Source organism: Streptomyces sp. NPDC020597 (genome assembly GCF_044335095.1).
Taxonomy (GTDB): Bacteria; Actinomycetota; Actinomycetes; order Streptomycetales; family Streptomycetaceae; genus Streptomyces.
The window spans coordinates 278,660-296,308 of record NZ_JBIRUL010000003.1 but is presented as its reverse complement, the minus strand read 5'-3'; the positions used below and the strand labels follow the sequence as shown (position 1 = coordinate 296,308).

At 71.2% G+C, this 17,649-nt stretch carries 14 protein-coding genes; 7 read left to right on the top strand and 7 right to left on the bottom strand.

Features of this window, described 5'->3' with window-relative positions; genetic code table 11:
- Nucleotides 1–64 precede the first annotated feature (64 nt).
- Nucleotides 65–1,156, bottom strand: coding sequence for a multiple monosaccharide ABC transporter substrate-binding protein (gene chvE, locus ACH4ZA_RS07475; RefSeq protein WP_319276119.1), 1,092 nt, complete (start codon nucleotides 1,154–1,156; stop codon nucleotides 65–67).
- A 1,061-nt stretch (nucleotides 1,157–2,217) separates the two neighbouring features.
- On the opposite strand from chvE, the gene ACH4ZA_RS07470 reads away from it, so the two are divergent.
- Entirely contained in the window at nucleotides 2,218–2,844 is a 627-nt protein-coding gene (locus ACH4ZA_RS07470) for a DUF4396 domain-containing protein (RefSeq protein WP_398428427.1), read from the top strand.
- 6 nt (nucleotides 2,845–2,850) lie between these two features.
- On the opposite strand, the gene ACH4ZA_RS07465 is transcribed toward ACH4ZA_RS07470, so the two are convergent.
- Nucleotides 2,851–4,047 (bottom strand): MFS transporter, encoded by a 1,197-nt coding sequence (locus ACH4ZA_RS07465; RefSeq protein ID WP_398428426.1) that lies wholly within the window; start codon nucleotides 4,045–4,047, stop codon nucleotides 2,851–2,853.
- Between the two features lie 168 nt (nucleotides 4,048–4,215).
- On the opposite strand from ACH4ZA_RS07465, the gene ACH4ZA_RS07460 reads away from it, so the two are divergent.
- Together ACH4ZA_RS07460 and ACH4ZA_RS07455 are read left to right on the top strand one after the other, a co-directional pair.
- Complete coding sequence (locus ACH4ZA_RS07460) at nucleotides 4,216–5,205, top strand: transcriptional regulator (protein WP_319276117.1); 990 nt, start codon at nucleotides 4,216–4,218, stop codon at nucleotides 5,203–5,205.
- 10 nt (nucleotides 5,206–5,215) lie between these two features.
- Nucleotides 5,216–5,719: a glutathione peroxidase gene (locus ACH4ZA_RS07455; RefSeq protein ID WP_057578906.1), complete on the top strand. Its 504-nt coding sequence runs from the start codon at nucleotides 5,216–5,218 to the stop codon at nucleotides 5,717–5,719.
- A gap of 134 nt (nucleotides 5,720–5,853) precedes the next feature.
- Here the strand turns inward: ACH4ZA_RS07455 and ACH4ZA_RS07450 are convergent, their stop codons facing one another.
- The 3 genes from ACH4ZA_RS07450 to ACH4ZA_RS07440 form a co-directional block, all read right to left on the bottom strand.
- The gene (locus ACH4ZA_RS07450; RefSeq protein ID WP_306951378.1) at nucleotides 5,854–6,045 is read right to left on the bottom strand and encodes a DUF397 domain-containing protein; all 192 of its coding nucleotides are present in this window, start codon (nucleotides 6,043–6,045) and stop codon (nucleotides 5,854–5,856) included.
- A 187-nt stretch (nucleotides 6,046–6,232) separates the two neighbouring features.
- Complete coding sequence (locus tag ACH4ZA_RS07445) at nucleotides 6,233–7,090, bottom strand: helix-turn-helix transcriptional regulator (protein WP_319276116.1); 858 nt, start codon at nucleotides 7,088–7,090, stop codon at nucleotides 6,233–6,235.
- A 229-nt stretch (nucleotides 7,091–7,319) separates the two neighbouring features.
- On the bottom strand, nucleotides 7,320–8,075 hold the full coding sequence (locus ACH4ZA_RS07440; RefSeq protein ID WP_319276115.1) for a GPP34 family phosphoprotein: 756 nt from the start codon (nucleotides 8,073–8,075) through the stop codon (nucleotides 7,320–7,322).
- 237 nt (nucleotides 8,076–8,312) lie between these two features.
- On the opposite strand from ACH4ZA_RS07440, the gene ACH4ZA_RS07435 reads away from it, so the two are divergent.
- Nucleotides 8,313–10,892, top strand: coding sequence for a D-alanyl-D-alanine carboxypeptidase (locus tag ACH4ZA_RS07435; RefSeq protein WP_398428423.1), 2,580 nt, complete (start codon nucleotides 8,313–8,315; stop codon nucleotides 10,890–10,892).
- A gap of 170 nt (nucleotides 10,893–11,062) precedes the next feature.
- Nucleotides 11,063–12,997 (top strand): MFS transporter, encoded by a 1,935-nt coding sequence (locus tag ACH4ZA_RS07430; RefSeq protein ID WP_398428421.1) that lies wholly within the window; start codon nucleotides 11,063–11,065, stop codon nucleotides 12,995–12,997.
- Here ACH4ZA_RS07430 and ACH4ZA_RS07425 read toward each other — a convergent pair whose 3' ends face one another.
- Nucleotides 12,998–13,849, bottom strand: a complete 852-nt coding sequence (locus ACH4ZA_RS07425) for a hypothetical protein (protein WP_319276112.1) — start codon at nucleotides 13,847–13,849, stop codon at nucleotides 12,998–13,000.
- Nucleotides 13,850–13,924: 75 nt separating this feature from the next.
- On the opposite strand from ACH4ZA_RS07425, the gene ACH4ZA_RS07420 reads away from it, so the two are divergent.
- Nucleotides 13,925–14,710: an SDR family oxidoreductase gene (locus ACH4ZA_RS07420; protein ID WP_319276111.1), complete on the top strand. Its 786-nt coding sequence runs from the start codon at nucleotides 13,925–13,927 to the stop codon at nucleotides 14,708–14,710.
- 126 nt (nucleotides 14,711–14,836) lie between these two features.
- Nucleotides 14,837–16,435 (top strand): sodium:solute symporter family protein, encoded by a 1,599-nt coding sequence (locus ACH4ZA_RS07415; protein WP_319276110.1) that lies wholly within the window; start codon nucleotides 14,837–14,839, stop codon nucleotides 16,433–16,435.
- 36 nt (nucleotides 16,436–16,471) lie between these two features.
- Here ACH4ZA_RS07415 and ACH4ZA_RS07410 read toward each other — a convergent pair whose 3' ends face one another.
- The gene (locus ACH4ZA_RS07410) at nucleotides 16,472–17,596 is read right to left on the bottom strand and encodes an ADP-ribosylglycohydrolase family protein (protein ID WP_319276109.1); all 1,125 of its coding nucleotides are present in this window, start codon (nucleotides 17,594–17,596) and stop codon (nucleotides 16,472–16,474) included.
- Between the last annotated feature and the right edge of the window lie 53 nt (nucleotides 17,597–17,649).

Here is a 17,649-nt window from a genome sequence, read left to right as displayed (position 1 = left end):
CCTCCCCCTGCCCCGTCGCCCGGCCGGTGAGCACCGAGGTGTGCGCCGAGGTGTGCTCGTACGGCTACTTGAGTTCGGCGGCGGTGTAGTAACCGCCCGCGACCAGGACGTAGTTGTAGTTGGTCTTGTCGACGCTGGTCGGCTGCAGCAGGTAGGCGGAGACGGCCTTGACGCCGTTCTTGTAGCCCAGCCTGTTGTTCACCTTCGGCGTCTTGCCGGTGAGGATGTCGTTCGCCATGTCGGCGGCCGCGGAGGCGAGTTGGCGGACATCCTTGTACACCGTCTGCGACTGCTCGTCCGCGATGATCGACTTGACCGACGCCAGTTCGGCGTCCTGACCGGTGATGATCGGCAGGGGCTTGCTGTTGGAACCGTAGCCGTCGCCCTTCAGCGCGTTCAGGACGCCGATGGAGATGCCGTCGTACGGCGACAGGACCGCGTCGACCTTCTTGGTCCGGTAGAAGTCGGAGAGGAGACCGTTCATGCGCTTCTGCGCGGTGGGGCCGTCCCAGCGCAGGGTGGTGACCTCCTTCAGAGCGGTCTGGCCGGACCGGACGACCAACTGCTTGTTGTCCAGGTAGGGCTGCAGAAGGTGCATCGCGCCCTCGAAGAAGTACTGGGTGTTGTTGTCGTCCGGAGAACCGGCGAAAAGCTCGATGTTGAACGGTCCCTTTCCGTCCTCCAGGCCGAGCTTGTCGATGATGTAAAGCGCCTGCAGCCGTCCGACCTGCTCGTTGTCGAAGGAGACGTAGTAGTCGACGTTGGCGGTGCCGAGGATGAGCCGGTCGTAGGAGATCACCGGTATTTTCGCGGCGGCGGCCTCCTCGAGTACGCCGTTCAGCGACTTGTTGTCGATGGCCGCGATGATCAGCGCGTCCACACCCTGCTTGATCAGGGCCTGGATCTGGGAGACCTGCGTCTTGGGGTTGTCCTGCCCGTAGACCAGCTGGGTCTGGTATCCGTAACCCTTCAGGTCCTTGACCACGCTCTTGCCGTCGGTCAGCCAGCGCTCGGAGGCCTGGGTCGGCATCGCGATGCCGATGGTGCCGCCCTTGGCCTTGTCCCCGCTGCTGTTGGTCTCGCCGCAGGCGGACAGGGTGAGGGACAGAGAAGCGACTCCCGTGAGGGCGGCGAGGAAGGCTCTTCGGTTACGCATGGCGATGGTTCCTAGTTTCTCGTCGTTGAGGGGGGTGGGTGACGGAGTGTCAGCCGTCGGTGGGGAAGAAGCAGTGGGGCGGCGGGCCGGAGACAGGCCGGGCGCGTGCGGGAGCGGTGTGCACAGCCGAGGCGCCGCACGGGCCGGCGGAGGGGTTTGCGGCGGCGCGGAGCGACGGGGGCGAGGCGCCCGCCGCCCTCGCGGGCGCACGCGGCCGCCGAGGTCGTCGGGGATCGTGGTGCGCCGGGCCCCTCGGCCGTGAACGGTCGGCGGATCTCGTAGAGGTCGACCGCGTGGCACGAGGTCCGAGAGGAGCGTGATGGGTCTGAGGGGCCTGAGGGGTGCGAACGGAGAGTGGGATGTGAGGGGCCGCTCGCCCGGCGGATCGCCGGGGTCGAATTTCGGACACCTCGGTGGCCCTCAGGTCACCGAAAAACGTCCCGGCGCGGCCGCGTGCGCGGATTTCGCCCACCCCACCGACCGGTTTGCCGGTACGCACCTGTAAATACCCAAGGTTGCGCCACCGGTTTCCGGTCACGGGTGTGCTGACTCCGGTGATGCGCAGGGCACTTGCCTCTCAAACGTTCGAAATCTCGTCACCTGGTCAGAATGCTGGCGTGACCTTAAAAGGGGGTGCGCAAGGTGTCAACGGGGCGAACGAAACCGTTTTCTGAAGGTGTTTAAAATCGCTTTGGGTCGCCCTTGGAACCCCGGAGGAAGGCATTCCGGTGGCGCCGCTCCCGATTTGACCAGGAGTCAATCCCGTCACGCCCTGCGCGGCCCCGGCGATGCGCTCACATCGGAAAGCCCGGCGCGCCCCCGATTCCATCGCCCACTGCAAAGCCCACTGCGAAGGCCGCCGTGAAGGCCGCCGCGCGCCGAACGGCCGACCGCGTTCGCGGCGGATTCCCGGCGGCCGGCCGTCGCCCGTCAGCCATCACCCGTCGCCCCTCAGCCATCACCCGTCACCCGTCACCCGTCACCCGTCACCCGTCACCCGTCACCCGTGAAGAAGTGCGTCACCGCTTGCCCTGTATACCCCCCAGGGGTATACAGGAGGCATGTCTCACGACCAGCACGCGGAGTCCGACCAGCCCCAGCAACCCCAGGAAACCCATCAGCTCCATCAGCCTCACCAGCACCATCAGCCCGAGCGGCCCGAGCGGCCCCATCGGGCCGACCGCTCCGGGGGTCAGGAGCACCACGGCGGTCTCGGGGCGTCCGGCCGGCACGAACAGCACGACGGCCACGCCTCATGGGCCATGGCCGTCACGGCGACGCTGCACTGCCTCACCGGGTGCGCCATCGGCGAGATCCTCGGCATGGTCATCGGCACCGCCCTCGGCTGGGGCAACGTGCCGACCATGGTCGTCGCGATCGTGCTCGCGTTCCTCTTCGGTTACTCCCTCACCCTGCTCTCGGTGCGCAGGGCGGGTCTGAGCCTCCGCGCCGCCGTCAAGGTGGCGCTGGCCGCCGACACCGTCTCGATCGCCGTGATGGAACTGGTCGACAACGCGATCGTCGCCTTCACGCCGGGAGCGATGGACGCCCAGCTGTCGGACGGGCTGTTCTGGGCGGCCCTCCTCGGCGGCTTCGCGGTGGCCTTTCTGATCACGACGCCGGTGAACAAGTGGATGATCGCCCGCGGCAAGGGCCACGCCGTCGCCCACACACACGCCCACGGCTGAGGGCGTTCACTCGGCCGTGCCCGTCCCCGTGCGCGCCGTGGGTCGTGCTCCGGTTCGTCCCGCGGAGTGCAGCGCCACAGTCACCGCGACCGACGTCAGGGCCATCGCCGTCATCGCCGCTGCCGGCGAGGTGAGTTGGGCCGCCATGCCCGCGAGGGCAGCGCTCGCGCCCTGCATGGCGAGCATCCCCGACGAGTGCAGCCCCAGCGCGTGGCCGCTGAGTTCGGGCGGGGTGAGCGCCATCAGCCGTTCCTGCTGGACCAGGCTCGCGCCGAAGCCGACGGAGGCGAGGGCGGCGCAGACCGCGGCGAGCGGAAGCGCGGGGCGCAGGACGAACAGGGCGTAGGGCGCGGCCAGCAGAAGCAGGAGCGGAGTCGCCAGCCGGGTGCGCGCCGCCGGCGGCACCAGCCTGCCGATCGTCACGTCGCCGACGAGCATGCCCAGCGCCGCGCAGGCGAACAGCGTGCCCGCCGCGTCCGGGGCGTACGGCACGAACAGGGCCTCGCAGCCGACGACCAGACCGTTGGGAAGCCACAGCCCCAGGTAGGTGAGGCGACGGGGGCGCGAGGACCACAGGACGGCGTTGGTGCGCCGGGTCGCGGCGGCGGAGGGGCGGCCCGCGGCGCGCGGCGGGCGGGCGGTCAGCCCCAGCCGGGCGACCGCGGCGGCGACGGCGTACAGCAGGGCCGCGAGCAGCAGGGTCCGACGTGCGGAGAGCGCCGCCACCAGGACGCCGCCGGCGGCGTATCCGGCGATCTGCATCAGTCCGTGCAGGATGTTGAACAGCGAACGCCCGGGCAGATAGCCGTCCTTGGTGAGGATCTCGTTCAGCAGTCCCCAGCGGACCCCGCCGCCGAGCGAGGCGATCAGCCCCTGCAGCAGGACGACGCCGAGGACGCCGAGGACCGGCAGGCCGGGGGCGGCCAGAACGACGGTGGTGACGGCGAAGCCGAGCGAGATCCCCGCCAGCGTCGCCCTCGGGGGCAGCCGGTCGGCGCCGGAGAGGAGCAGGGTCGCGCCCAGCACCTGCGTGAGCGAGGGACCGAACATGCTCGTCGCCGAGAGCAGCGGGGAGCCGGTGGCCCGGTAGACCAGCGTGCCGAGCGCCAGGGCGCCCACCGTCGAGGCGGCGGTGTGCGCGGCGGAGGAGAGGAAGAGGGGAGTGAATTCCGGGGTGCGGAACAGCGGTCGGTAACGAGGCATGCGCGGAGTCTCGGACGGCCTCGAGCGGCCCGGTTATTGTTTCGCGGTCGTGCGAAAGGTCGTCCGGGCACGGCACGGCGGCACGGCGGCACAGCGGAACGGCCGTGCGGCGGCACACGGGCATCGGCACGGCGGCGTCGGCACGGCGGCGGGGACGGAGGGGCAGACGTGGGCTGGTGGCAGGTGAACGCGGACACCCTGGCGGGCAGCCGGTTCGTGATCTCGCCGCTCACCGAGACCTTCGCGACGCTGAAGCTGCTGCACGCGGGGGTGGGCCACCATCCCGGCGAGCGGGAGTGGCTGCACGCCCGCCTCCCCGGCTACCGGGCCGTGCTCGCCGCGGACCCGGTGACGGCCCTGCTGGTGAGGGCGGGGCTCGGGAGGAGCTGGATCGCCGACTTCCTGACGCCCACGCCGAGGGACGGCGAGAGCTTCGAGGACGGCGTGGCCCGGGTGCGGTCGGCCGATCCCGCGGACGCGAGGGCGCATCTGCGGACGTCCCTGGCCGGGCCGCTGCCCGCGGCCCTGGACCGGGACGACCTGCCCGAGCGGGCTGCGGCGCTCATGGAGCACGTGTGGGAGACGGCCGTGCGGCCGGACTGGGAGCGCCGCCGGCGCGTCCTGGAGGCGGACGTCGTCGCGCGGACGGCGCAGGTCAGCCGGGGCGGCTGGGCGGCCGTGCTGGACTCGCTGCGGCCGGGGACGCGCTGGCTCGGCGAGAGCCGCTTCCAGGTGAACCCGCACGAGTATCCACCGCGCGAGATCTCCGGGGCCGAGCTGCTGTTCGTGCCGGTCACGCCGAAGGCCGGCTGGGTGTCGTGGGAGGGACGGGAGCGGTACGCCGTCGTCTACCCGTGCACCGGCGTGCTCGCCGGGGACGGCCGCGGCCGCGCCGCTTCGGCCCCGGCGGCGCTCGGCGCGCTGCTGGGGCCGGGCCGGGCCGCGGTGCTGGTGCTGCTCGCCCGTCCCGCGAGCACCACCCAGCTGGTCGCCCTGACGGGCCAGGGCCTCGGTTCCGTGGGCCGCCATGTGCGGGTGCTGCTGGACGCGGGCCTGGTGCGGCGGCGGCGCGCGGGGCGGTCGGTGCTGTATTCGCGGACGGCGGCCGGGGACGCCCTGGCGGAGGCGGCCGGAGCCGGAGGCGCTGCCCGGAGTTAGCATCCGGAGCATGACTACTGATGCCGGCACCTCCCCCCTCGACGTCCAGATCGACGCCCTCAAGGGCGGCTCCGCGGAGCTTTCGCAGTACACCGGCCAGGTCGTGCTGGTGGTGAACGTGGCCTCCAAGTGCGGCCTCACCCCGCAGTACACCGGCCTGGAGCGGCTCCAGGAGCGCTACGCCGGGCAGGGCTTCACGGTCCTCGGCGTGCCCTGCAACCAGTTCCTCGGGCAGGAGCCCGGCAGCGCCGAGGAGATCGCGGAGTTCTGCTCGGCCACCTACGGCGTGAGCTTCCCGCTGACCGAGAAGGTCGAGGTCAACGGTGACGGCCGGCACCCGCTGTACGAGCGGCTCGTCGGGTTCGCGGACGGCGAGGGCCACACCGGCGACGTCCGCTGGAACTTCGAGAAGTTCCTGATCGGCCGGGACGGCTCGGTCGTCGCCCGGTTCTCGCCGCAGACCGAGCCGGAGGCCCCCGAGGTGGTCGCGGCGATCGAGAGCCGTCTGGGCTGAGCAGGCGGGCGGCTCGGCCGCCGGGCATGCGACGGGCCCCCTCGGCTAGGACGGCGATCTGGACGAGAGGGCCCGTGGGTGGTTCTTCCGCAGTGGTGTTCGGTATCCGGCTGAGGGTCAGGAAGTCCTCCGCCCTATGCCTTGACCGACGCCACGAAGTCGCTCCACGCGTCGGCGGGGAAGACCAGGGTCGGGCCGTCCTGGACCTTGGAGTCGCGGACGAACAGAGCCTGTACGGCCGGCGACTTGACCTCGACGCACGCACCGTTGCCCGTGGAGTAGGAGGACTTGGTCCACGTGTGCGCGCTGCCCTGACGAATTGCCATTTTTGCTCCGGAGTGCAGTTGTTGAGTTGCTGTCTTCACGCCAACCTTGTTGCTTGATGGCGTGATCGACGCTACTCGCCAACATCGACTGACGAAGCGACTATTCACTCGACCGGATGACATATTCCAGTGGAAACTTCCATACCGGTGGGGTTAACGCGTATCATGCGCAACTTCCCGCCGGACCTCACCGCACGTAGCCCTTGGCGATGTCGGCGATCAACTGGCGGGACTGCTCCACGTTGAGGGCCTGGGCGCGCAGGTGCTCGTACATCACGCTGTACTTCTGCACGTCGTTCGGCTTCTCCAGATAGAGGTCGCTGGTGACTCCCTCGATGTAGACGACGCTGGAGTCGGCCGTGTCGGGGAACTCGAGGATCGCGTACTGGCCGTTGAGGCCCGGATGCGCTCCCATCTCGAACGGGATCACCTGGACCGTCACATGCGGCAGCTGGGACTGCTCGACGAGGTGTTCCAGCTGGTCCCGCATCAACTCACGGCCGCCGACGACGCGCCGCAGCGCGGACTCGTCCATGACGCTCCACAGCCGCAGCGGGTTCTCGCCCGACGAGACCCGCTCCTGGCGGCGCATGCGCACCTGCACCCGCTTGTCGATCTCCGCCTGCGCGGTCTCCGGCAGCGCGCCCGAGATCAGCGCCTCCGCGTACTGACGGGTCTGGAGCAGTCCGGGCACCACCTGCGGGTCGTACACGCGCAGGCTCGCCGCGTCCGTCTCCAGACCGATGTAGACGCTGTACGGGACGTCACCGAAGGCATGCCACCAGCCCTGCTGGCGGGAGTCCTTGGCCATCTCCATCAGCGAGTCGACCATCCGCTGGTCCTCGACCTCGTACACCCCGCACAGGTCGCGGACGTCGCGCTGGCTGATGCTGCGCCGGCCGTTCTCCAGACGGCTGATCTTCGACTGGGACACCAGCAGGCGCTCGGCGACCTCTTCGGCCGTCATGCCCTTGAGCTCACGGAGCCTGCGCAGCTCCTGGCCCAACCGGCGTCGTCTGACGGTGGGATTGACATTGGACGCCACGGGACGTGCACCTCCGGCTGCGTGTCTGTCTCAAACACTTTGCGTATCTGCTGTTCAGCAGACTGCCACCAAGGCGCTTTCCACCGCTGGAAAACGGTGGATATGCGGCCGCTGCGCGCCAGTTCGGGCCGAACCCGGCAGGGCTCCCGACACACGTCCGCGCGGGGCGGCAGATGCACCGCCCCGCGCGGGCCGCGTCGGCTCCCGAACAGGTCTCAGGTCTGTGGGCTCAGAGGGCCACCACACGCGCCATGGGGTTGCGGTGCGGCTGCGCCGGAACGCCACGGGCGGGCTCCGGAGCGGGCCTGGCTCCCGGTCCGGCCTGCCGGCCGGGGGGCGCCTGGTTGCGGCGCGGCTGTGCCACCGCGCCGTTCTGGACGTCCATCACGGCGTGCGCCACGAGGCCGCCCATGGGGTCGTGCCTGATCAGGTCCCGCAGCCGGGAGCGGGACGAGCGTCCCTCGTTGCCCGGATACAGGTGCTTGCCGAGGCCGACCGCGTGCGCCAGGGCGGCGAGCGCCGCGGTCCGCGGGTCCGGCGGCACGCCGGTGCGGATCGCGGAGTCCAGCCGGGCCTTGATCTCCCGGCTGATGTCGGTGTCCGTCGCCTGGTAGCGAGTCGTCGGCAGCACTCCGCACATCTGACCCGCCACGGCATGCACCATGCCGCACCGCTCCAGATGCGAGAGGTAGGTCTGGCGTAGCCCGAGACGCGGCCCGCCGATCCAGTGGACGGCCCGTACGGGAGCGCCGCGCCTTCGCAGCAACTCCAACGCGCAGTCCAGCGTTGGGTCTCCAGTCGGCCGTGGGGACACCACGGCGATACGATCCCCGTCAGGGGCTATCCGCCCGGCCAGCGCCAGCTCCACTAGCTGTGCTCCGGCCAGACCAAGGTCGAGCGACTGCGGCTGTGCGGTGGTACCCGTGGTCGGGTCCAACGCCAGCAGAAGAAGCTCTTCCGGAATCGTTCTGCGGCTCCTGCCCATCCATGCCTCCCCGCGTGGATGAATGACAGGGTGACCCCTCTCACATTCATCTGTCGAGGGTGCGTGACCTGTTTGTAGTGGAACCAGTAGGTATGTCGTTCTCGTCTACCGCAGGAGCCAAGCCCTCTACACAGGACACTGGTACATGGTTCGGACAGCGCCGCGAGGCGGGTCCCGGGCGGGCGGTTCACGGTTCGGCAGGCGCGCGGACGGCGTGCGGCACAGGAGGAGGCATCGGTGGCGGGCGAGTCCCCCGACAGGTCGAAGCAGCGCGAGTCGTCGGCAGAACCGACGTCGGGGAGCGCGGGCACGGTTCCCGAGGCACGGGATTCTCGCGAGATCCGCGATCCGCGGGTCGCGGTGGCGCGGGACAGCGATCCCTCGCCGGCCCGCGGCGGCGTGGACACGGCGACGCGGGTGTTCTCGGTACGGGATCTGAAGACCGAGGAGGCCGAGGAGCCCGGCGCCGAGGGGTCCGGCGCAGACGCCGCCGGGACCGGGTCCGCCGGGGCCGGGTCCGCGCAGAGCGAGCCGGCCGGGGAGCCGGAGGCGCAGGAGGAGCCGGAGGCCGCCGAGGAGACCCCGGCGGCCGCGTCGGACGACTCCGAGGACGCGAGCGACGCCGGGACGGCTCCAGCGGCCGGACAGAGCGCCGGCGACGACGCCGGGGACGGCCCTGAGGGCGGCGACGAGACCGTCGGCGAGGCCGGGACCCCCGGCGAGGCTCCCGAGGGCGAGGAGGACCGTCTGCGAGCGGCCGTCGCCCAGTGGGTCGCCACGGCGGACGACGAGAGCCCCGAGGACGGCCCCGCAGCCGACGCGACCGACGCGACCGACCCGGCCGGCGAGGAGGCGGGAGAGCCCGCGGACGCCGCCCCCGACGACGACGCACGTTCGGAGCGCGCCGACGCGAAGGCCGAAGAGCGGGCCGACGCCACCGCCGAGCCCGAGGACGCGCGGCCCGAGAACGCGAACCGGTCCGCCGAGTCCGCCGAGCCGCAGGCCGAGGCCGACGCCGGGCCGGCCGCCAAGCGCGCGCCGAAGTGGGCGTCGGACGCCGCCGGGACCGAGAAGCCGGAGAAGCCCGAGAAGCCGGAGAAGTCCGACGCCGAGCCCGACGTCGAGCCGGACGCCGAGGACGAGCCCGAGGACGCCAAGGCCGACCGCACGCCCGTCGACCAGCCCACCGCCGTCTTCAAGACCCCCCGCCCCAAGCCCGCCGTCGACCAGCCGACCACGATGCTGAAGCTCGGCGACGTCAAGCCCCGGCCGGGCGGCGAGAAGGCCGACGCGGCCGCGGCCGACGCACCCGGCACGGCCGACGCGACGGACGGGGCCGACACCGCCGCGAAGACCGACGGGGCCGACAAGGCGGACGACGAGCCCGGGACGCCGGCCGAGCGGACGAGCAGGTTCGTCGCGCTCAAGCCGCTGGACGAGCCCCGTCCGCCGAAGCCGGCCGCCCAGGCGCCCGCCGACGTCACCGCGTTCGTCCCGCAGGTCGGCCCCGAGCGGACCACGCAGCAGCCGCTGCCGCCGAAGCCGCCGCTGGACCTGCTGGCCGAGCTGACGAACACCCCGCCGCCCCCGCCGACCCCGCTGCGCACCCTCGGCCGGCGGCTGAAGATCTGGACGCCGCTGGTCCTCCTGCTGGTCATCGTGTTTGCGATCGTGCAGGCCATGCGGCCGCTGCCGGCGACCGCGCTCACGCTGACCGCGAAGGACTCCTACACGTTCGAGGGCGGCAAGACGCAGCTGCCCTGGCCGAACGAGGGGCAGGGCTGGATGGACGCCGACGGCGTCGGCACGATGGGCAGCTTCGGCAAGCAGACGCCCGTGGCCATCGGCTCCGTCGCCAAGACCATGACCGCGTACATCATCGCCAAGGACCACCCGATGAAGGCCGGGGAGGAAGGCCCGGAGATCGAGGTCGACGCGACGGCGGCGAAGGAGGGCGGCTACGACGTCACCCTCGACGAGTCGACGCTCAACACCGTCAAGGCCGGCGACAAACTCACCGAGAAGCAGGCCCTGTCGGCCGTCATCATCCCCTCCGCCAACAACATCGCGCGGCTGCTCGCCCGCTGGGACGCGGGCTCGGTGGAGGCGTTCGTGAAGAAGATGAACGCCACCGCCAGGGAACTGGGGATGACGCACACGACGTACACCGACCCCTCTGGCCTGAAGGAGACCACCGTCTCCACGGCGGAGGACCAGGTCAAGCTCGGCCGGGCGTTCGTGAAGGTGCCCGCCCTGGTCGCCATCTCCAGTGCGGCGAGCTGGACCGACCCGACCGGCAAGTACTGGAACAACTACAACGAGCTGCCGCTCAGGATCGGCGCGATCGGCATCAAGACGGGCAGCACGAGCGCTGCCGGCGGCAACCTGCTGTTCGCCTCCCGCAAGAAGGTCGACGGGAAGTCGGTGACCCTCGTCGGGGCGATCCTCGGGCAGCACAAGCGCGAGATCCTCAAGACGGCCAACGTGGTCAGCCAGGCGGCGCTGGTCGCCGCCGAGGACGCGCTGACCTCGGCGAAGATCCTGAAGAAGGGCGACGTCGTCGGGTACGTGGACGACAAGCTCGGCGGCCACACGCCCGTCGTCATCACCCAGGACGTCTCGGCGGCCGGCTGGGCGGGCATGACGGTGAAGCTGTCGTTCACCTCCGGCGAGGTGCCGCACACGGCCAAGGCCGGCACCCAGGTGGGCACGCTCACCGTCGGCGACGGCACCAGCAGCGCGGTGAAGGTGCCGGTCGCCCTGCAGACGGACCTGGCCGAGCCGGGCTTCTCGGACAAGCTGACCCGCGTCGGCTGACCGCCACGCCCGTCCGCACGCCTTCCGCACCCCGTCGGGCAGCCGCCCGGCGGGGTGCGTGCTAGCGTCGCGAAACGGGACAGGCCGCCGGTCGCAAGGGCGTAGCCGTGAAGCGGACGCGAACGGTACGCGGCCGAGAACAGAAGACGGGACACGGGGAGTGCCTTCAGGTGGCCACTGCGGAGCCGACACGCGCCGACGAAGCCGGTCCGGACCGGGACGCCGGCCCGCGCACCAGGGTGCCCGCACCCCAGTCGGGCGAGCACGACCGTGACCCGGCCGGCGGCGCGATGGTAGACGTCGGGCAGGACCGGGGCCGGGACAGCGCCCGGGAGAGCCGTACGGAGTCCGCGCGCGGGACGTCCCGGGTGCGCGGCGCCCTCGACCGGGTCGGCGGGCCTCTCGGCCGCCATCTCGTCCTCACCATGACGGCGCTGTCGGGCGTCCTGCACCTCGTCTGGTTCTTCACGTTCGCGAACAGCGGCGGCGACCTCGCCGCGCAGGACGCCTGGGCCGAGTTCGTCGGCCGGCATCCCGACTCGGCGTACAACCTCGCCTGGTACGGCGGCATGCACCCGGTGTCGTACAGCATGGTGTCGCCGTACCTGATGTCACTGCTCGGCGTCCGGACGACGATGATGGTCGCCGGGACGCTGTCGGCGGGGCTGCTCACCCTGATCCTGCTGCGCTGTCGGCCGGTGAAGAACCCCGTGTGGCCGGCGCTCGCGGGGATCTTCGCGCTGCTGTGCAACGCCGCCTCGGGCCGGGTGACCTTCGGCCTCGGCAACATGTTCGCGCTGGGCGCGGTCGCCGTCGTGTTCTGCTGGCCGCACCGCTGGCGCTACAAACGGTGGGCGAAGGCGCTGTGCGCGGCTCCGCTCGCCGCGCTCGCCACCATGGGGTCGCCGGTGGCCGGGCTCTTCGTCGGGATAGTCGCCGTGGCGATGTTCCTGCAGAAGCGGCGGCCGGGCGCTTGGGCGCTCGGGCTGGCCCCGACGGTGGTCGTCGCCCTCTCCGCCTGGCTGTTCCCGTTCTCCGGCACCCAGCCGATGTCCTTCGGCTCGGCGTCGCTGCCGCTGCTGTCGGCGCTGGTCGTCTTCGCCGTCGTCCCGCGCGACTGGAAGACGGTGCGGATCACGGCGGCCGTGTACGGGCTCGGGGTGCTGATGGTGTGGCTGATCAGCTCGCAGATCGGGTCCAACATCACCCGGCTCGCGATGATGTTCACGGGCGTCGTGCTGATGGCGGCGCTGCCGTTCGCCGTGCCGCGCAGCCGCAAGTGGTACGTGATCGTCCTGTCGTCGCTCACGTTCGTGGGCTGGATCGGCTTCAAGTCGGTCGACGACGTCGTGCGGACGACCCCGGCGGCCTCCTGGGCGCGCGAGCTGGCGCCGCTCGTCAACGAACTTCAGGGGGTCGGCGCGGAGAAGGGCCGGGTGGAGGTCGTCCCGGCGCGTTCGCATCGCGAGGCGTCCGCGCTCGCGCCGTACGTCAACCTCGCCCGCGGCTGGAACCGCCAGGCCGACATGGAGCGCAACCCGCTCTTCTACGACGACACCCTCAACTCGGCGAACTACCACGACTGGCTGAAGCGGTGGGCGGTGCACTTCGTCGTCGTCCCCAAGGAGGCGCTGGACGGGGACGGCGGTGAGCGGGAGCGGCAGCTGGTGCAGCGGGGCCTGCCGTATCTGGAGCAGATCTGGGGCGACGCCAACTGGCAGCTGTTCAAGGTCGTCGATCCCGCCCCGCTGGCCGAGCCGAACGCGGTGGTGCAGCGGGCCGAGCAGGGCGAGATGACGATCGACGTGAAGAAGGCGGGACGGATCCTGATCCGGATCCCGTACTCGCCTTGGCTGAGTGTGGTGGACGCGAAGGGCAAGAGCCTGAAGCCGCCGCAGGAGACGCAGGAGTCCAAGGACCGGTCCGACGGCGAGCCGAAGACGTTCGACAACGTCAACGGCTGCCTGTTCGAGACGGCGGAGGACGCGGACGGCGACAAGTGGACGGTGCTGCTCGCGCCGAAGGCGGGCACGTACCGGCTGGCGGCGCCCTACCAGCTGCCCCGGGGGACGCCGTGCCCGGACGAGCTGAAGGACAAGCGGTGATCAGCGCAGCCGGTCCACGTACCGGTCGGTGCCCGGGATCGTGGGGATGAACGGCGCGACCAGTTCCACGCGTCCGAGACCGGACTCCGCGACCGCCTCCTCCAGGCCGGTGAAGCAGGGGTCCCAGCAGTCACCGGGGGCCGCCTCCAGGAACCACAGGAGGGTCAGCCGGGTGTCGACGCCCTCGACCTGCTTGACGTAGGTCATGCGGTCGCCGGGGAGCGGGGTGGGGCGGAAGACGGTGACCATGGCGGCCGGGGAGCCGGCCAGCCGCCGGGGGAGGTGGCGGGCGCGCAGCCAGTGCAGGAGCTCGGCGCGCTGCTGCGTCGAGTCGGCGTCGATCACCTCGACGACGAGGCCCGCGTAGGGGTGGTCGAGGGCGTGGAAGTCCCTCGGTCCCGCCGCGCCGTCCCGGTAGACGGTCGTCGCGTGGTCCTGGAACGCGGTGAACACGTGGGTGCGGTCGTGGTAGACGCGGGCGTCCCGGTTGAGGCGCTTGTTGATGGCGACCGTCCACTTCATGTGGTCGCCGTGGCGTCCGTCGGTGATCCAGTAGGTGGAGAGGTAGCAGCCGGCGGTGACGGGCTGGGCGACCGCCGACTTCTCGGGGTAGCGCAGCAGTTGCAGGTCGCGGGTGGCCACCCATCTGCGGCCGGCGTACATCCACGGCATGGCCATCGCGCCGGCGTAGTAGTGGTCGTCCTCGTACCAGCGGTTGTAGGCGTACTCGTGGCCCGGGTGCGGTTCGACCATGGTGATCAGGGCGTGCCCGGGGTGGACCCCGTAGGGGCCGACGGCGGCCAGTTCCGCGTACGTCCCGCTGTGCGTGTCGCCGTGCGTCTCCTCGCTCATGCTCTTCCCCATCCTCGGTGACTGGCCCATACTCTGACGCTCCGTCAGATAGAGCGGAAGAGGCAGGGAGGACCTATGTCATCGCTGGAGGGCAGGACGGTCGTCGTGTCGGGGGTCGGCGCCGGACTCGGTCACCAGGTCGCCGCCGCGGTCGTGCGGGACGGCGGCAACGCCGTGCTCGGGGCGCGGACCGAGGCGAACCTCGCGAAGAGCGCGGCCGAGATCGACCCGGCGGGGGCGCGCACCGCGTACCGGGCCGCCGACATCACCGACGAGCGGAGTTGCGAGGCGCTGGCCGGTCTGGCGCGGGAGCGGTTCGGCGGGATCGACGCGGTGGTTCACGTGGCGGCCTGGGACTCCTACTTCGGAGGGGTCGAGGACGCCGACTTCACGACGTGGCAGGCGGTGCTGGACGTCAATCTGCTGGGCACGCTGCGGATGACGCGGGCCTGCCTGCCGGCGCTGAAGGAGCGGGGCGGGTCGGTCGTGTTCATCGGGACGCAGTCGGCCGTGGCGGCGCCCTCGCAGGTGCGGCAGGCGGCGTACGCAGCTTCCAAGGGGGCGCTGACGAGCGCGATGTACTCGCTCGCACGGGAGCTCGGGCCGCACCGGATCCGGGTCAACACGGTGCTGCCGGGGTGGATGTGGGGGCCGCCGGTGCAGGCGTACGTGCGGTTCACCGCGCAGACCGAGGGGACGCCCGAGGAGGAGGTGCTGGGGAGGCTCACGGGACGGATGGCGTTGCCCGAGCTCGCCACGGACGGGGATGTGGCGAATGCGGCGGTGTTCCTGGCGTCGGACCGGGCGCGGGCCATCACCGGACAGTCGTTGCTGGTCAACGCCGGGGAGCTGATGCATTGAGTTCACATGGGTGAACGCAAGTCATCATACCGAATTCTTTTACCTCTCCTTGACCTCGCGGTTACTTGCCGTGTCCACGCGTGAGCGCCCACGATGAGCGCCGGGCTGATCCCTGGGAGGGCGCACATGAACGGTCTCGACTGGGCCGTGCTCATCGGCTATTTCGGCGTGATGATCGCGATCGGCGTCTGGTCGCACAAACGCGTCGACGACGTGAGCGACTTCTTCACCGCCGGCGGCAGGATGCCCTGGTGGCTGTCGGGCATCTCGCACCACATGTCGGGCTACAGCGCGGTGATGTTCACCGGGTACGCGGGCATCGCCTACACCTACGGCGTCACCTCCTTCGTCACCTGGTCCTTCCCCATCGCCCTCGGCATCGCGATCGGCTCGAAGCTGTTCGCGCCGCGCATCAACCGGCTGCGGTCGCGGCTCCATGTGGCTTCCCCGCTGGAGTACCTGAAGAACCGTTACGACCTGAAGACCCAGCAGGCGCTCGCCTGGTCCGGGATGCTGCTGAAGATCGTGGACGTGGGCGCCAAGTGGGCCGCCATCGCGACCCTGTTGTCCGTCTTCACCGGCATCTCCCTCAACCAGGGCATCCTCATCACGGGCGCGATCACCGCCGTCTACTGCACCATCGGCGGCCTGTGGGCGGACGCGCTGACCGAACTCGGCCAGTTCGTCATCCAGTTGCTGGCCGGCGTCGCGATGTTCGTGGCCGTCGTGCTGAAGCTGAACGACAAGGGCATCGGGTTCCTGGACGCCTGGGACCAGCCGGCGCTCCAGGGCCACGACAAACCGCTCGTCGCCCAGTACGGCACGGTGTTCCTGCTCGCGTTCCTCTTCATCAAGCTCTTCGAGTACAACGGCGGCATGCTGAACCAGGCCCAGCGGTACATGGCCACCTCCGGCCCGAAGGAGGCCGAGCGCTCCGCCCGGCTGTCGGCGGTGCTGTGGCTGGTCTGGCCGCTGGTGCTGTTCTTCCCGATGTGGATGTCCCCGCTGCTGGTGACGTCGAACAAGCCGGACGGCTCCGACTCCTACGCCCTGATGACCGAACAGCTGCTGCCGCACGGCCTGCTGGGCCTCGTCATCGTCGGCTTCTTCTCCCACACGATGGCGATGTGCTCCTCCGACGCCAACGCCATCGCCGCGGTCTTCACCCGGGACTGCGCGCCCGTGATCTGGGCCAGGGCAAGGGAGTGGAACCAGCGCTCGGGACTGATCGCGGCGCGCGTGACGACCGTCGTGTTCCTCGGTCTGTCCATGGCGGCGGCCACGCAGGTCAACTCCCCCGCCTTCAAGGACATCATCACCGTCGTCATCAAATGGGTCGCCGGCCTGATGGGCCCGATGGCGATCCCGATGATGCTGGGTCTGCTCCGCCCCTTCCGCCGTTCCGGTCCCACGGCGGCGCTGGGCAGCTGGTCGATGGGTCTGCTGGCCTTCTGGCTGGTCAACTACCCGATCAACTGGAACGTCGACGGCGGCGTGCCGCTCCAGTACCAGGTGTCGATCCCGCTGGCCGTGTCGCTGGTCCTCTACGTCGTCATCGGGTTCGTCAAGCCCGAGGACACCCCGGAGCGCCTCGCCGTCATCGAGACCATCAACACCGACGGGGACGGGGGCTCGGCGGGAGCGGCGGCGGCGCCGGAACCGCGGGACACGGTGGACGGCAAGCTCATCAGCCCGTCCGGGAGCGCCCCCTCCGGAGGAGTCTGAGCAGCCGGCGCCTGCCGGCCGGGGTGTGGCCCCGCCTCAACTCGGCAGGCCCCTCGGATACCTCGCCAGCCATCCCGGCGAAGCCCCGGAGGGGCCGTGCAGGGCGGGTCCCTGGGTCATCTCCATGGCGAAGTCGTCGGCGAGTTCCAGGATCGTGGGACGGCCCTCCAGCTCGGCCAGCCAGGCCGGCGGGAGGGCCGTCTCGCCGTGCAGGGCGCCGAGCAGACCGCCGGCGAGGGCCGCGGTCGGGCCCGAGGGGGCGCCGTGGTTCACGGCGAGCCGCAGCCCGTGCCGGACGTCCTCGGCGACCAGCGCGCAGTAGACGGCGCCCGACAGCACCGCGTCCGCGGTCCCCGCCCGCGCCAGCTCCTCCACCCGCGCCGGCTCCGGCGGCCCCTCCCGCACGGCGCCCAGCGCGCCGTGCAGCGCCTGGGACACCGGCTCGTGTCCCGGCCGCGCCGCCAGCAGCGCGAGCGCCAGTCGCACCGCGCCGTCCAGGCTCTCGCCGCGCGCCAGCGCGTGCACGGTGACGGCGTACGCGCCCGCCGCCAGATACGCCGTGGGGTGACCGTGGGTCTGGGCCGCGCACTCGACGGCGAGCTGCGCGACGAGCTGCGGCTCCCAGCCGACGAGCAGCCCGATCGGCACCGAGCGGGGGACGACCTCCGGACCGGCCGCGCCGGGGCTCTTGGGTGATTCGAGGGTGCCCATCACGTCGTCGCCCAGGCCGAGCAGCAGGGTGCGGGTCGGGTCCCGGCGGGCGTACAGCCACTCCTCGCGGGCGAGCCAGCCGTCGTCCTTGCGCCGCAGGTCTGGGCCCCAGTCGCGCTGGGTGGCCGCCCACCGCAGATACGCCCGGTGCAGATCCGTCGGCGGGTGCCAGGCGCCGGTGTCCCGCCGCACATGGGCGCGGATCAGACCGTCCACCGTGAACAGGGTCAGCTGGGTGAGGTGGGTGACCGCGCCGCGCCGCCCGTGGGCGGGCGCCAGGTCGACCACGCCCTCGGGCCCGTGTCCCTGCCGGATCTCCTCGAGATCCAGCCCGTCGACGGGCGCGCCCAGCGCGTCGCCGACGGCCGCGCCCAGCAGCGTGCCGCGCACCCTGCTGCGGAAGTCCTGCTGTTCGGTGCGGCCCCAGACGGGACCGGCAGTCGCAGCCACCAAGCCCTCCCGGCCACCGTCCGTGTGTACGACGTCCGTCACTGTAATCGAAC

Coding starts and splice junctions, on each gene's coding strand:
- chvE (WP_319276119.1), bottom strand. CDS start 1,156: ATGCGTAACCGAAGAGCCTTCCTCGCCGCCCTCACGGGAGTCGCTTCT.
- ACH4ZA_RS07470 (WP_398428427.1), top strand. CDS start 2,218: ATGTCTCACGACCAGCACGCGGAGTCCGACCAGCCCCAGCAACCCCAG.
- ACH4ZA_RS07465 (WP_398428426.1), bottom strand. CDS start 4,047: ATGCCTCGTTACCGACCGCTGTTCCGCACCCCGGAATTCACTCCCCTC.
- ACH4ZA_RS07455 (WP_057578906.1), top strand. CDS start 5,216: ATGACTACTGATGCCGGCACCTCCCCCCTCGACGTCCAGATCGACGCC.
- ACH4ZA_RS07450 (WP_306951378.1), bottom strand. CDS start 6,045: ATGGCAATTCGTCAGGGCAGCGCGCACACGTGGACCAAGTCCTCCTAC.
- ACH4ZA_RS07440 (WP_319276115.1), bottom strand. CDS start 8,075: ATGGGCAGGAGCCGCAGAACGATTCCGGAAGAGCTTCTTCTGCTGGCG.
- ACH4ZA_RS07425 (WP_319276112.1), bottom strand. CDS start 13,849: ATGAGCGAGGAGACGCACGGCGACACGCACAGCGGGACGTACGCGGAA.
- ACH4ZA_RS07420 (WP_319276111.1), top strand. CDS start 13,925: ATGTCATCGCTGGAGGGCAGGACGGTCGTCGTGTCGGGGGTCGGCGCC.
- ACH4ZA_RS07415 (WP_319276110.1), top strand. CDS start 14,837: ATGAACGGTCTCGACTGGGCCGTGCTCATCGGCTATTTCGGCGTGATG.